General features: G+C 74.3%; 13 protein-coding genes. 6 read left to right on the forward strand and 7 right to left on the reverse strand.

Annotated features, from left to right (window positions below):
- Positions 1–12 precede the first annotated feature (12 nt).
- The 3 genes from SM611_RS09230 to SM611_RS09240 all read left to right on the forward strand — a co-directional run bounded on the left by SM611_RS09230 (position 13) and on the right by SM611_RS09240 (position 3,178).
- Positions 13–366, forward strand: coding sequence for a hypothetical protein (locus tag SM611_RS09230; RefSeq protein WP_371948765.1), 354 nt, complete (start codon positions 13–15; stop codon positions 364–366).
- Positions 363–2,498: a DEAD/DEAH box helicase gene (locus tag SM611_RS09235; RefSeq protein WP_371948766.1), complete on the forward strand. Its 2,136-nt coding sequence runs from the start codon at positions 363–365 to the stop codon at positions 2,496–2,498. The genes SM611_RS09230 and SM611_RS09235 overlap by 4 nt, the downstream gene beginning before the upstream one ends.
- A gap of 287 nt (positions 2,499–2,785) precedes the next feature.
- On the forward strand, positions 2,786–3,178 hold the full coding sequence (locus SM611_RS09240) for an OsmC family protein (RefSeq protein ID WP_371948767.1): 393 nt from the start codon (positions 2,786–2,788) through the stop codon (positions 3,176–3,178).
- On the opposite strand, the gene SM611_RS09245 is transcribed toward SM611_RS09240, so the two are convergent.
- Positions 3,175–4,764, reverse strand: a complete 1,590-nt coding sequence (locus tag SM611_RS09245; protein WP_371948769.1) for an alpha/beta hydrolase — start codon at positions 4,762–4,764, stop codon at positions 3,175–3,177. The two genes, SM611_RS09240 and SM611_RS09245, sit on opposite strands and share 4 nt — an antisense overlap.
- Before the next feature lie 304 nt (positions 4,765–5,068).
- Between SM611_RS09245 and SM611_RS09250 the strand changes: the two genes are divergently transcribed.
- The gene (locus SM611_RS09250) at positions 5,069–5,887 is read left to right on the forward strand and encodes a phosphatase PAP2 family protein (protein ID WP_371948770.1); all 819 of its coding nucleotides are present in this window, start codon (positions 5,069–5,071) and stop codon (positions 5,885–5,887) included.
- A 59-nt stretch (positions 5,888–5,946) separates the two neighbouring features.
- On the opposite strand, the gene SM611_RS09255 is transcribed toward SM611_RS09250, so the two are convergent.
- The 5 genes from SM611_RS09255 to SM611_RS09275 all read right to left on the reverse strand — a co-directional run bounded on the left by SM611_RS09255 (position 5,947) and on the right by SM611_RS09275 (position 12,987).
- Complete coding sequence (locus tag SM611_RS09255) at positions 5,947–8,985, reverse strand: bifunctional [glutamine synthetase] adenylyltransferase/[glutamine synthetase]-adenylyl-L-tyrosine phosphorylase (RefSeq protein ID WP_371948772.1); 3,039 nt, start codon at positions 8,983–8,985, stop codon at positions 5,947–5,949.
- Positions 8,986–9,042: 57 nt separating this feature from the next.
- Entirely contained in the window at positions 9,043–10,404 is a 1,362-nt protein-coding gene (glnA2, locus tag SM611_RS09260; RefSeq protein WP_371948773.1) for a gamma-glutamylpolyamine synthetase GlnA2, read from the reverse strand.
- 149 nt (positions 10,405–10,553) lie between these two features.
- Complete coding sequence (locus SM611_RS09265) at positions 10,554–11,342, reverse strand: amino acid ABC transporter ATP-binding protein (RefSeq protein ID WP_371948774.1); 789 nt, start codon at positions 11,340–11,342, stop codon at positions 10,554–10,556.
- Positions 11,339–12,166, reverse strand: coding sequence for an amino acid ABC transporter permease (locus SM611_RS09270; RefSeq protein WP_371948775.1), 828 nt, complete (start codon positions 12,164–12,166; stop codon positions 11,339–11,341). The genes SM611_RS09265 and SM611_RS09270 overlap by 4 nt, the downstream gene beginning before the upstream one ends.
- On the reverse strand, positions 12,163–12,987 hold the full coding sequence (locus SM611_RS09275) for a transporter substrate-binding domain-containing protein (RefSeq protein ID WP_371948777.1): 825 nt from the start codon (positions 12,985–12,987) through the stop codon (positions 12,163–12,165). The genes SM611_RS09270 and SM611_RS09275 overlap by 4 nt, the downstream gene beginning before the upstream one ends.
- Before the next feature lie 196 nt (positions 12,988–13,183).
- Between SM611_RS09275 and SM611_RS09280 the strand changes: the two genes are divergently transcribed.
- Positions 13,184–14,179 (forward strand): terpene synthase family protein, encoded by a 996-nt coding sequence (locus SM611_RS09280; protein WP_371948778.1) that lies wholly within the window; start codon positions 13,184–13,186, stop codon positions 14,177–14,179.
- Here the strand turns inward: SM611_RS09280 and SM611_RS09285 are convergent.
- A complete protein-coding gene (locus SM611_RS09285) occupies positions 14,119–15,144 on the reverse strand; it encodes an ArsR/SmtB family transcription factor (RefSeq protein ID WP_371948780.1) in 1,026 nt (341 codons plus the stop codon). The genes SM611_RS09280 and SM611_RS09285 overlap by 61 nt on opposite strands.
- 55 nt (positions 15,145–15,199) lie before the next feature.
- On the opposite strand from SM611_RS09285, the gene SM611_RS09290 reads away from it, so the two are divergent.
- Positions 15,200–16,459, forward strand: a complete 1,260-nt coding sequence (locus SM611_RS09290; protein ID WP_371948781.1) for an MDR family MFS transporter — start codon at positions 15,200–15,202, stop codon at positions 16,457–16,459.
- The last annotated feature ends 18 nt before the right edge of the window (positions 16,460–16,477 follow it).

Raw genomic sequence — 16,477 nt, forward strand, 5'->3', positions numbered from 1 at the left:
CCGGAGGGCGAGATGCCGGATCACGTCAGGCGTGTCCTGCGGGACATCGAGGCGCCGCGGCGCGCGGCGCGCGGACTGCCGGCCGAGTGCCGGCAGGTGTGCGCCGACGCGCCGGCGGCGCCCGCGCCGCCGCCGCCGGCGGACCCGCTGCCCGGGATCCGCCCGCGGGACGAGGCGGCGGAGCCGCTCGTCGCCGCGCTCCATCGGCTCGTGCACGGGAGCCCGGACGAGCCGTTCGGCCTCCACGAGTCGGCCGGGCGGACGATCGGCCGCGCGCACGGATCGGGGCGGCCCGGAGTCGTCCGGGTGCACCGGCCGGTGACGCCTGGCACGGTGGACGAGTGGATCGGCGAGGGAACGGGATGACGGACGCGGCCAAGGACGTCCTGCGAGGCGGGTACGCGCTGCTCGGCGCGGCGCGCGATCTGATCGCCGACCACCGGCGCGCCCTCGGCGCGGTGCACGCGGCGCTGGCGCCGCTGCGGTCCGAGGCGGCGCGCGAGCAGCTCGGGTCGATCCCGCTCACGCGGCTGAAGGACGTCACGGACGGCCGCCTGCGCCTCGGCCCGCTGGAGGAGGCGGGGTTCGCGAGCGTCGCGGACGTCCTGGTGGCGACCCCGTACCGGCTCCAGCTGCTGCCGGGCATCGGGCCGCAGACCGCGCGGCAGCTCCACGCGGCGGCGGCCAGCCTGGCGGAGGCGGCGGAGCGGTCGGCGACGGTGCGGGTCGACGTCGAGCGGCGGGACGAGGCGATGACGCCCGTCGTCGTCGCGCTGCACCGGCTGGTGAACGCGGGGCCGGAGCTGCCGCGGGCCCGCGCCGCCGCCGAGGAGGTGGACGAGCGGTTCGCGCCGCTGGTGCACGACGCGCGGCCCGCCGGGTCGTGGTGGCGGCGGATCCTCGCGGGGCCGGCGAAGCGGGAGCGGGCGCGGGAGGCGGTCGGCGAGCTCGCGGAGGCCCTCCGGGCCGAGGAGCGGCGGGACGCCCGGCTGCTGATCTCGCAGGCGTCGGTCGACCTGCTGCGCCCCGACGCCTCCCCTGACGAGGCGTGGATCGACTTCGAGCTGCGCGCGTCCGACTACCAGACCCTGCTGGCCGAGCTGGCGGCGCTGGATCCCGAGCGGGGCGCCGCCGAGGGGTTCCTGCCGGGCGATCTCGCGGCGCGGGTGAAGGCGCAGCCGCTCGACGACGCGTTCCGGCGGGTGTCGCTGCGCGGCTACCAGTCGTTCGGGGCGCGGTTCGCGCTCGTCCAGCGGCGGGTGATCCTGGGCGACGAGATGGGGCTGGGCAAGACGATCCAGGCGATCGCCGCCATCGCCCACCTGCGGGCCGAGGGGGCGACGCACTTCCTCGTGGCGTGCCCGGCGAGCGTGCTGATCAACTGGGTGCGGGAGATCGAGACGCGCAGCACGGTGGCGGCGCATCCGCTGCACGGCCCGGGGCGCGCGGCGGCGCTGCGGAAGTGGGCCGGGGACGGCGGCGTCGCCGTGACGACGCTGTCCACGCTGCACTCACTGGACGTCCCGCCCGACCTGCGGGTCGGCATGTTCGTGGTGGACGAGGCGCACTACGCGAAGAACCACGAGACGCGCCGCGCGCAGGCCGTCGCCCGCTGGTGCGGGCGGACCGAGCGCGTCCTCTTCCTGACCGGCACCCCGATGGAGAACCGGGTCGAGGAGTTCCGGAGCCTGGTCGCGCATCTGCGGCCCGAGGTGGCCGAGCGGGTCCGGCCGAGCGACGCGGCGATGGGCGCGCGGGCGTTCCGGTCGGCGGTCGCGCCGGTCTACCTGCGCCGCAACCAGCGGGACGTGCTCGTCGAGCTGCCCGAGGTCGTGCACGTGGACGAGCTGGAGGAGTTCAGCCGGGCCGACGCGGCGGCCTACCGGCGGGCGGTGGCGGCCGGCAACTTCATGGCGATGCGCCGGGCCGCGTACGCCGTCCCGAAGAAGTCGGCCAAGCTCGGCCGGCTGGTGGAGCTGGTCGAGGAGGCCGAGGCCAACGACCTGAAGGTGGTGGTCTTCTCCTACTTCCGGGACGTGCTGGCCGCCGTCCAGGGCGCGCTCGGCCCGCGGGCGCGCGGGCCGATCTCGGGCGCGACGCCGCCGGAGCGCCGGCAGGAGATCGTGGACGCGTTCACCGCCGACCCCGGGCACGCCGTCCTGCTGGCGCAGATCCAGGCGGGCGGGGTCGGCCTCAACCTGCAGGCCGCGTCCGTGGTGATCCTCTGCGAGCCGCAGGTGAAGCCGACCATGGAGACGCAGGCGGTCGCCCGCGCTCACCGGATGGGGCAGGTGCGGACGGTCCAGGTGCACCGGCTGCTGACGCCCGGCGGCGTGGACGAGCGGATGCTGGAGATCCTCCAGGTCAAGAGCATGCTCTTCGACGAGTACGCCCGCCGCAGCGATCTGGCCGAGCAGACGCCGGACGCGGTGGACGTCTCCGAGCAGGCCCTCGCGCGGCAGATCGTCGCGGAGGAGCAGGAACGGCTCGGGACCTAGCGCCGGGCCCGGCGTCCGGCCCCGGGCCCGTCACGTCCCCGGGACATGAAGACCACCGGCCGGCCCTTGCCCCGGTCCTGTCGTAGATCTCGTGCCGTCGCGTGTCTCGACGTGCCCCATCGGTCCCCCCGAAACGATGATGGTGTGGACTCGGACGGCCACCCGGCGATCGCCGCAGATCCTCTGAATACCGGCTCTTCCTCGCCGAACGCCCCCGGTCGGGCAGGGAAGAACGCGTGGGGGCGCCGTGTTCACGTCGGCGAGATCGGACGATCAAAGGGGATGTCATGGCCGAGGTCAGGGTCGAGCGGACCGAGGACGGGTTCCAGGCCGTCAACGCGCGGGGCGCGAAGGTCGCCATCGGGGACGGGGACGCCGAGGGCGTCTTCACGCCGGTCGAGCTGCTGCTGGCGGCGCTCGGCGGCTGCGAGCTGGTCACCGTGGAGCCGCTGACCGCGCAGCGCGGGCACCGGATGGCGCGGCTCGCCGCGACCGTCCAGGCCGACAAGGTCGCGACGAGCACGCTGGGCACGATCACGGTCACCTACGACGTGGAGCTCCCCGAGGGCGACGAGAAGGCCGGGGACGTCCTGAAGGCGGTGGCGGCGCGCGTCCACGAGCGGTACTGCACGGTCGGCGAGGCCCTCCGGGAGCCGAAGAAGGTCGTTCAGGTCGTCTAGCCGCAGGTCGCGCCCGCGGCCGGCAGCCGGCCGCGCAGGAGGTAGGCGTGCACGGCCGAGCGGACGCAGGAGTCGCCGGTGTCGTAGGCGCCGTGCCCCTCGCCCTTGTAGGTGAGGAGCGCGGCGCGCCCGCCGAGCGCCTTCGTGAGCGCGGGCGCCCACGCGTACGGGGTGGCCGGGTCGCCGGTGGTGCCGATGACGAGGATCGGCGCGGCGGACGGGGCCGACACCTCGCGCGCCGCGCCGTCGCCCGGCACCGGCCAGCCGGTGCACTGGAGCAGGCCCCACGCCATGGACTCCCCGAAGACCGGTGAGGCGTCGCGGAACGCCGGCAGGAGGCGGCGGACGTCGGCGGGCGTGTAGCGGTCGGTGGTGTCGGCGCAGGTGATGGCGGTGCCGGCGGCGGCCTGGTCATCGTAGGTCCCGTCCTGCGCCCGGCCGTTCCGGACGTCGGCGAGCATCAGCAGCAGCGTCCCGTCGCGGCGTTTCGCCGCGTCCACCAGGCCCTGGGCGAGGTACGGCCAGGCGTCCCGGGAGTACAGGGCGCCGGCGACGCCGGTCGTGCCGAGGCTCTGGGTGAGCTTCCGCCCGGACGCGGCGCGGAGCGGCTTCCGGTCGAGGCCCGCGAGGATCCGGCGGACGGACGCGGCGACCGCCGGCCCGTCCGTGCCGAGCGGGCACGCCTTGCGGCCGAGCCGGGCGCAGGCGGCGGCGAAGTCGCCGAGGGCGCGCTGGAACGCGGCGGACTGCTGGAGCGCGAGGTCCGCGGTGCCGATCCCGGTGTCGACGGCGCCGTCGAGGACGGCCCGCCCGACCCTGCCGGGGAACCGGTGGGCGTAGCCGGCGCCGAGCCGGGTGCCGTAGGAGACGCCGAAGTAGTTCAGCTTCTCCTCGCCGAGCGCGACCCGGATCGCCTCCATGTCGCGGGCGGCGTTCACGGTGCCGACGTAGGGCAGCAGGCCGCCGGAACGCTTCGCGCACTCGCGCACGAAGCCGGCGCGGCCGTCGATGTACGCGGTCTCCTCGGCGGCGGTGTCGGGGGTGTCGTCCAGGGCGGCGAGCGCGTCAAGCCGCCGGTCGTCCGAGCACCGCACGGGGGTGCTGCGCCCGACGCCGCGGGGGTCGAAGCCGATCAGGTCGTACCCGGCGCGGAGGGCGGCGTACTCGCCGGCGGTGCGGGCGAGGGTGCCGACGCCCTCGCCGCCGGGTCCGCCGAAGTTGAACAGCAGCGAGCCGGCGCGTCCGCGCCGTCCGGTCGCCGGCACCTTGACGAGCGCGAGGCCGATCTCCGGACCGGACGGCCGGGTGTAGTCGAGCGGCACCCGGAGCGTCGCACAGCGGATGCCGGCCGGGGCCGGCGGGCCCCCCGGCGGCGGCGACGGCAGGCCGGTGCAGCGCTTCCAGGCCGGGGGCCGGACCGCGGCCGGGACGGCGGGCGGCGCCGGAGCCGTGCCGGCCGCCGCGCGGGTGACGCCCGCGGTCGTGCTCCGGAGTCCGCTCGTCCCGGCGAGGGAGATCAGTCCGGAAACGGCCAGCGCGGTGGCGAAGACCACCACAATGCCGGGTATGGCCCAGAATCTGGCCATTCGTCCCTCCGTTCGTCTCACGGGGGGCGATCACGACCTACCCAGGGCCTTCTATGCTGACTCCTGATCAACTCCATAGGCTCCACACGAGGAGGGAGCGCGGCGGTATCGGTCCGGCGTCCCCGAGGCCCCTCCCCCGAAAGTCCGGATGCCGCATCAGGGTCGTACTACTCAAGGCTGAGACGAAGACCATTCATTGCGGTGATCTCATTCAGGGGGCCCTGAGGCAAAGATAGGTAGCATGGCTCAACCCGCCCCCCCAGCAGCCCGCAGAGGCCAGGCCGTCGCAAGGATGCGGCGCCGGGTGCTCACCGCGCCACCGGTCTGGCGTGAGCTCCTGCTGGTCGTGCTGTTCTACACCGGATATACGCTGACGCGCATCGTTCTGGTTCAGGACGGCACCGGCCCGGCGTTCGCCCACGCCGACGACGTCCTGCGCCTCGAACGCCACCTGGGGCTGGACGTTGAGCTGCACCTCAACCAGACGCTGCTGGCCGTCCCGTGGCTGGCGCGCACCGCCAACATCTTCTACGCCACGATGCACTTCATCGTGACGATCGGCGTCGTCGTCTGGCTGTACCGCTACCGGCCGCAGCACTACCGGTGGCTCCGCGCGTCCATCATGATCGCCACCGGGGTGGCGCTGATCGGCTTCTGGCAGTACCCGCTCGCCCCGCCGAGGTTCCTGCACAGCGAGGGCTTCGTCGACCCGGTGACCGCGCTGCACTCGCTCGGCCTGTACGCCAGCGACGCGTCCGGGAGCCTGACCAACCAGTACGCGGCGATGCCGTCGATGCACGCCGGCTGGGCGCTGTGGTGCGGGATCATCCTGGTCAGGCTGGCGTCGCAGCTGTGGGCCAAGATCCTCGGCGTGCTGTACCCCGCGACGACCGTGTTCGTCATCCTGTCCACCGCCAACCACTACGTCCTGGACGCGGTGGCGGGGATGGCGCTGATCAGCGGCACGCTGTGGGTGTCGTGGCTGCTCTACGTGCGCTGTCCGGCACCGATCCTCATCGCGCGGGCCCGCGTCGCGCACCGGCTCGCGCAGCGCACGGGACGCGGCGCGAGCCGCTCCGGGGCCGGCTCGGCGACCGCGCCGTGCCGGGCCACCAGATCCTGACCGGCGTACTCCCCCGGTAGTAGGGCCCTCCTCCGGGAGGAGGCCGGCTCCCGGCGTCCTCAGTCGGCGCCGTAGAAGACGCGGTCGACGACGGCCCGCGCGCGGCGGGCGTGGCGGCGGTAGTCCTCCAGCAGGTCCCCGGTCCCTGGATAGCCGAGGACGCGGGTGACCGCGGTGCGCTCCCGGTGGTGGTCGGTCGGCAGCAGGTCGGACGCGCGGCCCCGCACCAGCATGATCGAGCCCCGGATGCGGGTCGCCAGGCACCACGCCTCCGTGAGGACCTCGGCGTCGCGGGCGTCCAGGACGCGGGCGGCGACGGCGGCGTCCAGCGCGTCCAGCGTCCGGGGGGTGCGCAGCGCCGGGACGTCGTGGGCGTGCTTGAGCTGCAGGAGCTGCGCGACCCACTCGACGTCGGCGAGGCCGCCCGGCCCGAGCTTGGTGTGCAGCCGCCGCTCGACGCCGCGCGGCAGCCGCTCGGACTCCATCCGCGCCTTCAGCCGCCGGATCTGCCGGACGGCGTCCTCATCGATGCCGCCCTCCGGCCAGCGGACCGGGTCGATCAGCGCGCGGAACCGCTCGCGCAGCCCCTCGTCGCCGATCAGCGGGTCGGCGCGCAGCAGCGCCTGCGCCTCCCAGGGCTCCGACCAGCGGGCGTAATAGGCGGCGTAGGACGCGAGGGTCCGCACCAGCGGGCCCTGCCGGCCCTCCGGGCGCAGGTTCGGATCGATCTCCAGCGGCGGGTCGGGGGCGGGCAGCGCGAGGAGGCGGCGCAGCTCCTCGGCGACCGCGTGCGCGGCGCGCCCGGCGGCGGTCTCGTCCGCACCGGGCAGCGGGTCGTGCACGAACATCACGTCGGCGTCGCTGCCGTAGCCGAGCTCGTGCCCGCCGAACCGGCCCATCGCGACGACGGCCAGCCGGGTCGGCAGCGGCGCCCGCGACTCCAGCTCGATCTTGTTGACTGCTGCTTGCAGCGCGGCCTCGATCGTGACGGCGGCGATGCCGGTGAGCGCGTCCCCGACCGTCCGGACGTCGGCCCGGCCGAGCAGGTCGGCGACCGCGACGCGGAACAGCTCCCGGCGGCGCAGGCCGCGCACCACCGCGACCGCCTCCTCGGCCGGCCGGCCGCCCTCGGCGTGCCGGCGGACGGCCGCGAGCGCCTCCGCGCGCAGCGCCTCGTCCGGGCGCGGGGCGAGGTCGCCCTCGCCGCCGAGCAGCGCGACCGCCTCGGGGGCGCGCAGCAGCAGGTCGGTGGCGTAGCGGCTGGAGCCGAGCACCCACGCCATCCGCTCGGCGACGGTCACCTCGTCCCGCAGCAGCCGCAGGTACCAGGGGGTGGTGCCGAGGGCGTCGCTGACCTGCCGGAACCCGAGCAGGCCCGCGTCGGGGTCGGGCGCGTCGGCGAACCAGCCGAGCATCACCGGCAGCAGCGTCCGCTGGATCGCGGCGCGCCGCGAGACGCCCGAGGTCAGCGCCTCGATGTGGCGGAGCGCGCCCGCCGGGTCGGCGTAGCCGAGCGCCTCCAGCCGGATGCGCGCGGCCTCCGGCGTGAGCCGCGCCTCCTCTCCGGGCAGCCGCGCCACGGCCCGCAGCAGCGGCCGGTAGAACAGCTTCTCGTGGATGCGGCGGACCTCGCGGGCGTGCCGCCGCCACAGCGCGCTGAACTCCCCGACCGGGTCGGTGCGCAGCCCGAGGGCGCGGCCGAGGCGGCGCAGGCCGTCCTCGTCGTCGGGGACGAGATGGGTGCGGCGCAGCCGGTGCAGCTGGACGAGGTGCTCCACCCGCCGCAGGAACCGGTACGCCGAGGTGAGCGCCGCCGCGTCGTCGCGTCCGACGTAGCCGCCGCGGGACAGCTCGGCGAGCGCGCCGAGGGTGGCCCGGCCGCGCAGCGTCTCGTCGGCGCGGCCGTGCACGAGCTGGAGCAGCTGCACCGAGAACTCGACGTCGCGCAGCCCGCCCGGCCCGAGCTTGAGCTGCCGCTCGGAGTCGGCGGTGCGCCGGCCCAGGTCGGTCTCGACGCGGCGCCGCATGGCCTGGACGTCCTCGACGAAGCTCTCCCCCTCCGCGGCCTTCCACACGATCGGGGTGATCACGTCGAGGTAGCGCTCGCCGAGGCCGGCGTCCCCGGCGACGGGACGGGCCTTCAGCAGCGCCTGGAACTCCCACGTCTTGGCCCACCGCTCGTAGTAGGCGCGGTGGCTGGCGAGGGTCCGCACGAGCGGCCCCGCCTTGCCCTCGGGACGCAGCGCCGCGTCCACCTCCCAGAGCGCGCCCTCCTCGGTGCTGGCCGAGCAGGCCCGCATCATCGCCGACGCCAGCCGGGTCGCGGTGCGCAGCGCGGCGTCCTCGTCCGCGCCCTCGCTGGTCCCACTGGCGCCCCGCGCTTCCGCCACGAAGACCACGTCGACGTCGCTGACGTAGTTCAGTTCCCCGCCCCCGCACTTGCCCATGCCGATCACGGCGAGCCGGCACGTCTCGTGCCCGGGGACGCCGGCGCGGGCGATCGCGAGGCCCGCCGCCAGCGCGGCGGCGGCGAGGTCGGCCAGCTCGGCGGCGACCTCGGCGACGTCCGCCGCGCCGATCAGGTCGCGGCCGGCGAGGCCGAGCAGCCGCCGGCGGTAGGCGACGCGGAGCGCGACGAGGGCGTCCTCGGCCCCGGCCACGGGCTCCGCCGCGGACGGGTCGGCGCCCACCGCGGCCAGCAGCTCCGCCCGGACGTCCGCGGGCGCCGCCTGGCCGTCGCGCAGCACCCGCCAGTGCCCGGGATGCCGGGCCAGGTGGTCGCCCAGCGCGGCGCTCACGCCGAGGACGGCGGTCAGCCGCTCCCGCGTGCCCGGCTCGGCGGCCAGGGCCGCGCGCAGCCCGGCGCCCTCGCCCTTCTCCTCGGCGCACGCGAGGAGGCGCAGCAGCCCGTCCAGCGCGAGGTCGGGGTCGGCGGTGCCGCCGAGGGCGTCGAGCAGCTCGTCGGCGGGCCGCGCGCCGGCGGTGCGCTCGGCGTCCCGCAGCAGCCACTCGGCCCGCGCGGCGTCGGTGAAGCCGAGCCGCGCGAGGCGCCCGGCGAGGGAGGAGGAACGGCGTTCTGGCGTCCGGGACTCGGTCACAGCGTCAACCGTAATCCGGTTGGGGCTCGGAGCGTAGCTCGTCCGTTCGAATGGCGGTCAGAGGACCGCAAGGAGCCGCTTGCGCTCGAACTCGGTCACCTGCCGGCGGTAGTCCTCCCATTCGTGCCTCTTGTTGCGCAGGAAGAAGTCGAACACGTGCTCGCCGAGGACGTCCGCCATCAGCTCGCTGCGCTCCATCGCGTGGATCGCCTCGTCGAGGTTCTGCGGCAGCGGCTCGATGCCGAGGGCGCGCCGCTCGGCGACGGTGAGCGCCCAGACGTCGTCCTCCGCGCCCGGCGGCAGCTCGTAGCCCTCCTCGATGCCCTTCAGCCCGGCGCCGAGGATCGCCGCGAACGCAAGGTAGGGGTTCGCGGCCGTGTCCAGCGACCGGAACTCGATGCGGGTCGAGTGGCCCTTGTGCGGCTTGTACATCGGGACGCGGACGAGCGCCGACCGGTTGTTGTGGCCCCAGCAGATGTAGGACGGGGCCTCTCCCCCGGCGCCGGCCGCCGAGCCGACGTTGCCCCACAGCCGCTTGTAGGAGTTCACCCACTGGTTGCAGACGGCGGTGATCTCCGCGGAGTGCCGCAGCAGCCCCGCGATGAACGCCCGCCCGACCTTGGACAGCTTGAACTCCGCGCCCGGCTCGTAGAAGGCGTTGCGGTCGCCCTCGAACAGCGACATGTGGGTGTGCATGCCCGAGCCGGGGTGCTCGGTGAACGGCTTCGGCATGAAGGACGCGTTGACGCCCTGCTCCAGCGCGACCTCCTTCATCACCAGCCGGAAGGTCATGATGTTGTCGGCGGTGGTGAGCGCGTCGGCGTAGCGGAGGTCGATCTCCTGCTGGCCCGGGGCGCCCTCGTGGTGGCTGTACTCCACCGAGATGCCCATGGACTCCAGCATCATGATCGCGTTGCGCCGGAAGTCGTGCGCGGCGCTGTGCGGGGTGTGGTCGAAGTAGCCGCCGGAGTCGGCGGGCTCGGGCTCGCTGCCGTCCTCCGGCTTGTCGTTGAGCAGGAAGAACTCGATCTCGGGGTGGGTGTAGAAGGTGAACCCGAGGTCGGCGGCGCGCCCGAGCGCGCGCTTCAGCACGTAGCGGGGGTCGGCGAAGCTCGGCGTCCCGTCCGGCATGAGGATGTCGCAGAACATGCGGCCCACCCCGGGGGACTCCGACCGCCAGGGCAGCACCTGGAAGGTGGACGGGTCCGGCTTGGCGATCATGTCGGCCTCGTAGACGCGGGCGAAGCCCTCGATCGCCGACCCGTCGAAGCCGATGCCCTCGCCGAACGCTCCCTCCAGCTCGGCGGGGGCGACGGCCACCGACTTCAGGAACCCGAGCACGTCGGTGAACCACAGCCGGATGAAGCGGATGTCCCGCTCCTCCAGGGTGCGGAGCACGAACTCCTGCTGTCGCTCCAAAGCCTTCTCCCTCGGTACTGCCCTGCCGATGTCATGGGGCGGGGGACGTATGCCGGCCGCGAGAGACGGTCCGGCTACCTTGCAGTATGCCCGGTCGCTGTTACCGGGACGTTACGTTCGTACGTTCCCGCTGACCGGAAGATATCCGACTACTCGGCGTCCCCGATCCGCGCGGCCGCCGGATCGAGGACGCGGGCCAGGAACGCCCTGGTCCGCTCGTGCGACGGGGCGGCGATCACCTGCTGCGGCGGGCCCTCCTCGACGACCACTCCGCCGTCCATGAACACCACCCGGTCGGCCACCTCCCGCGCGAAGGACATCTCGTGCGTGACGACGAGCATGGTCATCCCGGCCTCGGCGAGACCGCGCATGACGCCGAGGACGTCGCCGACGAGCTCGGGGTCCAGCGCGGACGTCGGCTCGTCGAACAGCATCACCTCCGGGCCCATCGCCAGCGCGCGGGCGATCGCCACGCGCTGCTGCTGCCCGCCGGACAGCTGCGCCGGATAGGCGCCGACCTTGTCGGCCAGCCCGACCCGCTCCAGGTTCTCGCGCGCGATCCGCTCCGCCTCCGCCCGGTCGCGCTTCAGCACCTTCCGCTGCGCGATCACGACGTTGCCGAGGGCCGTCAGATGCGGGAACAGGTTGAACGCCTGGAACACCATGCCGATCCGGCGGCGGACGGCGTCGATGTCCACCTCGGGGTCGGTGACGTCGGCGCCGGCCACCCGGACCGTCCCCGCGGAGGGCTCCTCCAGGAGGTTCACGCACCGCAGCAGCGTCGACTTGCCCGACCCGGACGGGCCGATCACGCAGACGACCTCGCCCGGCCCGACATGGACGTCGACGCCGCGCAGCACCTCGTTCGTCCCGAACGACTTGCGCAGGCCGCTGATCTCGATGGCGCCGCGCGCCGTGCTCTCTCCGAGGCTCGTCATCGCTGCCCCCTGCGCTGCCGCGCCTCCAGCCGCCGCGCCAGCAGGCTCAGCGGGATCGTGATGATCAGATAGCAGATCCCGGCCACGATGATCGGGGTGGTGTTGCCCACCTGGCCCGCCAGGTCGCGGCCGAACTTCGTCAGCTCCCGCTGCTCCAGGGTGATGCCGAGGAAGAGCACCAGCGAGGAGTCCTTGCAGAGCAGCACCAGCTGGTTGGTGAGCGGCGGGATGATGATGCGGAACGCCTGCGGGATGACGATCGACCACATCGCGCGGGCGTGCGACATGCCGAGCGAGCGCGCCGCCTCCGTCTGGCCCCGGGGGACGGCCTCGATGCCGGCCCGGATCGTCTCGGCCATGTACGCGCCGGCGGCGAGGCCGAGGGCCAGGCCGGTCTGCCCGACGGCGCCGCCGGGGACGGTGGTGCCGAAGGCCAGCGGCACGCCCACGCTGATGAAGATGAAGATCAGCAGCAGCGGGAGGCCGCGGAAGACCTCGATGAAGGCGGCGGCGAACCACCGGTACGGCGCGACCGACGACAACCGCATCAGCGCGACGGCGAGGCCGAGCACCAGGCCGATCCCGAAGCCGGTGACGGTGTACACGGCCGTGTTGCGCAGCCCGACGGTGATGACGTCGGGGAACAGGTCCTTCGCGACGTCCCCGTTGGCGAAGTTGAGCCGCAGCGTGGGCCAGTCGGCCAGCAGGACGAGCAGCAGCACGACGGCGGCGAAGAGCCCGTACTGCCCGCCGAGCGACAGCTGCCGGCGGCGCCGGCGGGACAGCCCGCGCGGCGCCGCCGTCCCGACCGGTTCCGCGGTCACGAGCCGCCGCCGGCGGCCGCGGGCATTGGACCGATCCACTTCTCGTAGATCCGCTTGTACGTGCCGTCCGCCTTCGCCTGCGCGATCGCCTGGTTGGTGAGCTCGACCAGCTCGGGGTTGTGGTCCTTGCGCATCCACATGCCGTACTGCTCACCGGTGTTCAGGTTCGCGACGATCTCGAAGCCGGAGTTCGCCGGGTCCTTCAGCCAGCCCTTGACGACCGGGTCGTCCTGCACGATCACGTCGACCTGGCCGGTGCGCAGGCCGTCCAGCTCGGCGGTGGAGTTGTCGAACGAGCGCGGGTCGAAGCCCTTGCCCTTGACGTAGTCCTCGCCGGTCGTCCCCGCCTGGGAGCCGAGCTTGAGCTTCCTGGACTTCACGTCGTCCAGCGAGGCGACCCCGCTGCCCTTCTTCGCCATCAGCGACTGCGTGGCGTCGAAGTAGGGGTCGGAGACGTCCATGAACTTCACCCGGTCGGGCTTGATGGTCATGCCGCCCATCTGGATGTCGCACTTGCCGGCGTTCAGCGCGGCGCCCGTCTTCATCGTCTCGAACGGGGTGTCGACGACCTTCTGCGTGACGCCGAGCTTCTTGGCGACGAGGTCGATGATGTCGACGTCGAAGCCGACGACCTTGCCGGTCTTCTTGTCCTCCGACTGGAACGGCGGGTACGGCAGGTGGGTGCACGAGGTCAGCGCACCCTTCTCGATGAGCTTCACGCCCTGCACGGTGGCGCCCTCGTCGCCGCCGCAGGCCGATGCCGTCAGCACCAGGGCCGCAAGGCCGGCGCCCAGTGCCCATCGCACGGTCCCTCTGGACACTTTTCCTCCTGTTCGAGCATGTTTCTGATCATCGAACTATCGCACGCCGCCCGCGCGCCCGGCAGGGGCGTCCGGGTGGGACGGCCATGACCGACCACGGAGATCCGTTTCCCGGAACTTGACCTGACGATCATGGCCGCTCGACGGAGTGATCATTAGCGTGGGAAGGGCCGTGGACATCTCTCTTCTTCTCTCGATGAGCGACCGGGTGCCCGCGCTGGCGACCCCGTCGGCCATGCACCCGGAGTCGTGGCGGCTGTGCGCGCAGGTGGAGGCCTGGGCCCGCGGCCGGGGCCTCGTGCTCGGAGACCCCGACACCTCGCCGCTCGGCCGGGCCCGCTGCGAGCGGCTCGCCGCGCGCGTGCTGCCGTCCGCCGAGCTCGCCGGGGTGGACCTGTTCGCCCGCTGGCTGACCTGGACGCTCGCGCTGGACGACACGATGGACCGCCCGCCGCTCGCCGACAGCGGCAGCGCCGTGCACGCGCTCTACGACGACCTGCTGCGCGCGATGCGGCGCGGCCACGCCCGGCCGGGCGCGCGCCCGCTGGAGGCGGCGCTGGTGGAGCTGTGGCAGGCCACGTCCAAGGACATGAGCCGCGACTGGCGGCGCAGGTTCATGCTGCAATTGGAGTCGCACCGGGACGGGTGCGCGGAGGAGGCGGTCAACCGCCGGATCCGGCACGTCCCGACGGAGGCGGAGTACACGCCGCTGCGCCGGCGCGCGTGCGGGCCGTTCATGTACGACCTGGTCGAGCCGGTGCTCGGCGTCGAACTGCCGGCGCGGCTGCTGCGCACGCCGCGCTGGAAGACCGTCGCCGACGGGGTCGCCGACGTCGTGGCCTGGTCCAACGACCTCGCCTCGCACGATCTGGAGGCGGCCCGCGGCGACGTCCACGACCTGCCCGCCGTGCTGTCGCGCTCGCGGGGGCTGGACGCCGCGCAGGCCGCCGCCGCCGTCGCCGACAAGATCGTCGACCGGCTGGAGGAGGCGTGGGCGGCGGCCCGGCGGCTGCCGGAGATGCTGGAGCGGCTGGAGCTGACCGTCGCGCAGCGCGCCGCCGCCGCGCAGGTCGTCAAGGTGCTCCTGGACACGCCCCGCGCCCACATGGACTGGCTCGCCGAGTCCGGCCGCTACGAGCCCGAGTCGGCGCCCGGCCCGCTGCGCCTGGACGCGCTCGCCTCGCTGCGCTGACCGCCGGCGAGCGCGTCGCCGGACCGGGTGCGGACGTACAGGACGCGGCGCCCCATCCGGTGTCCGGTGACGAGCCCGCAGGCGCGCAGGACGCCCAGATGCTGGCTGACCGCCCCGGCCGTGACGCCCAGCCGCCGGGCCAGGTCGGTCGTCGAGGCGGGCCGGGCCAGCGCGGCGAGCAGTTCGGCGCGGCGGCGGCCGACGAGCGCGGCGAGCGCGTCGGCCCGCGGCGCGTCCGGCGGCCCCGTCTCCCAGAGCGTCGCGACCCCGCGCGGCGGATAGCTGAGCATCGGCTGGTAGGGCGGCACCATGACCGACACGTTCGGCCAGACGAACGCGCTCGGCACGAGCAGCATCCCGCGGCCCGCCGGCTCGCCGCGAAAGCTCCAGCGCCGGTCGACGGTCAGCGTCCCGGCGTGCCAGGACACCGCCTCGTGCAGGTCGCCGAACACCCCGGCGGCCCCTTCGGCGGCGAGCGCGCCCGTGCGGCGCAGCACGTCCCCTTCGAGGAGGTCGCGGACGCGCGGCCAGTACGGCTCCACGGCGACCTCCCAGTACCGTTCGAGCAGATCCGCGAGGCGCTCCAGGGTGCGCTCCGGCTCGGCGGCGAGCGCCAGCCGCGCCGGGGACGGCCGGGCGCCGCGCTCGGTCCAGCGCAGCTCGGCCGCGACGACCTCGGGCGGCGTGGCCCGGACGATCTCCAGTTCGGCGGCGAGGTCGGGCAGCGGCGTCCCCGGCGGCGGGGTGAGGAAGTCCGGGATGTAGCCGGCCGGCGGGACGACCTCGCGCAGCGGCTCCAGGCCGAGCCCGCGCAGCCGCGGCCGGACGGTGCGCACCCACGGCAGGTGCAGCGCGTGCCCGGACGGGTCGGCGAGGACCCGCAGGCTGCGCACCATCTCCCACAGCGGCGAGAACGCGAACCGGACCCGAGCCACGTCGTCCGGCGCGAACACGAACTCGATCATTTAGTCCAGGCTAAATGATTGTCGCGGTCGCGGCGGACCGCCCACCATCGAGCGAGTGACCACTCTGGAAGACACTCCCGTCGGCCCCGCCCCGGGCCGGGTCGCGGCGTTCCTGCGTCCCCGGGTCGGCGGGTTCCCCCGGCCGTTCTGGGTGCTGTGGGCGGGGACGCTGCTCAACCGCCTCGGCACGATGGTCGAGCCGTTCCTCGGCCTCTACCTGACGACCGTGCGGGGCCTGTCGCTGGCGCAGGCCGGCGTCGTGATGGCCGTCCTCGGCGCGGGCTCGCTCGGCGGGCAGATCGCCGGCGGCATGCTCGCCGACCGGCTCGGCCGGCGCGCGACGCTGACGCTCGCGACCGTCGGCACCGGCGCCGCGATGCTCGCGCTCGGCTACGCCCAGGGGATCGCCGCGATCGTCGCGGCGGCGCTGCTGCTCGGCGTGCTGCTGGACATGTACCGGCCGGCCGCGCAGGCGATGGTCGCCGACATCATCTCCCCCGCCGAGCGACCGCGCGCGTTCGGGCTGCTGTTCTGGGCGATCAACCTGGGCTGGGCCGTCGCGATGGTGCTCGGCGGGGCGCTCGCGCAGCGGGGCTTCCTGTGGCTGTTCTGGATCGACGCGCTCACCTGCGCCGGGTTCGGGCTGCTGGTGTGGCGGGCCGTCCCGGAGACGCGGGCGCGGGACGCCCGCGCCGAGCGGCGCGGCGGGTTCGGCCGCGCCCTCCGCGACCGCGTCATGGTCGGCTACGTGCTGGTCACGCTCGTGTACACGTTCGTCCTCATGCAGGGGATGACGACGATGCCGCTCGCCATGAGGGAGGACGGGCTCGGCCCGCAGGCCTACGGCCTCGCCATCGCCGCGAACGGGGTGCTGATCATCATCGTCCAGCCGCTGGTGAACGCGTGGCTGGCGCGGCGCGACCACAGCCTGGTGATGGTCGCCGGGTTCCTCCTGGTCGGGGCCGGCTACGGGCTGACCTCCCTGGCCTCGACGGTCGCCGCCTACACCGCGACGATCCTGGTGTGGACGCTCGGGGAGATCACGGCCGCGTCCGTCCTGCAGGCGGTCGTCGCCGACCTCGCGCCCGCCGACCTGCGCGGCCGGTACGGCGGCCTGTACGGGATGGCGTGGTCGGGCGGCTTCCTGCTCGCGCCGCTCGGCGGCACCCAGCTGCTCGGCGCCGGCGGGGCGCCCGCACTATGGCTGACCTGCGCCTTCCTCGCCTTCGTCGCGGCGGCGGCGCAGCTCGCGCTGGCCCCCGCGATCAGGCGCCGCCGCGCCGCCGCGCTCGCCGCCCACTTCTCGTCAAAGTGACGAAACCACCTCCGGCGT

The sequence above is a fragment of the Actinomadura monticuli genome (assembly GCF_041463655.1).
Classification (GTDB): domain Bacteria; phylum Actinomycetota; class Actinomycetes; order Streptosporangiales; family Streptosporangiaceae; genus Spirillospora; species Spirillospora monticuli.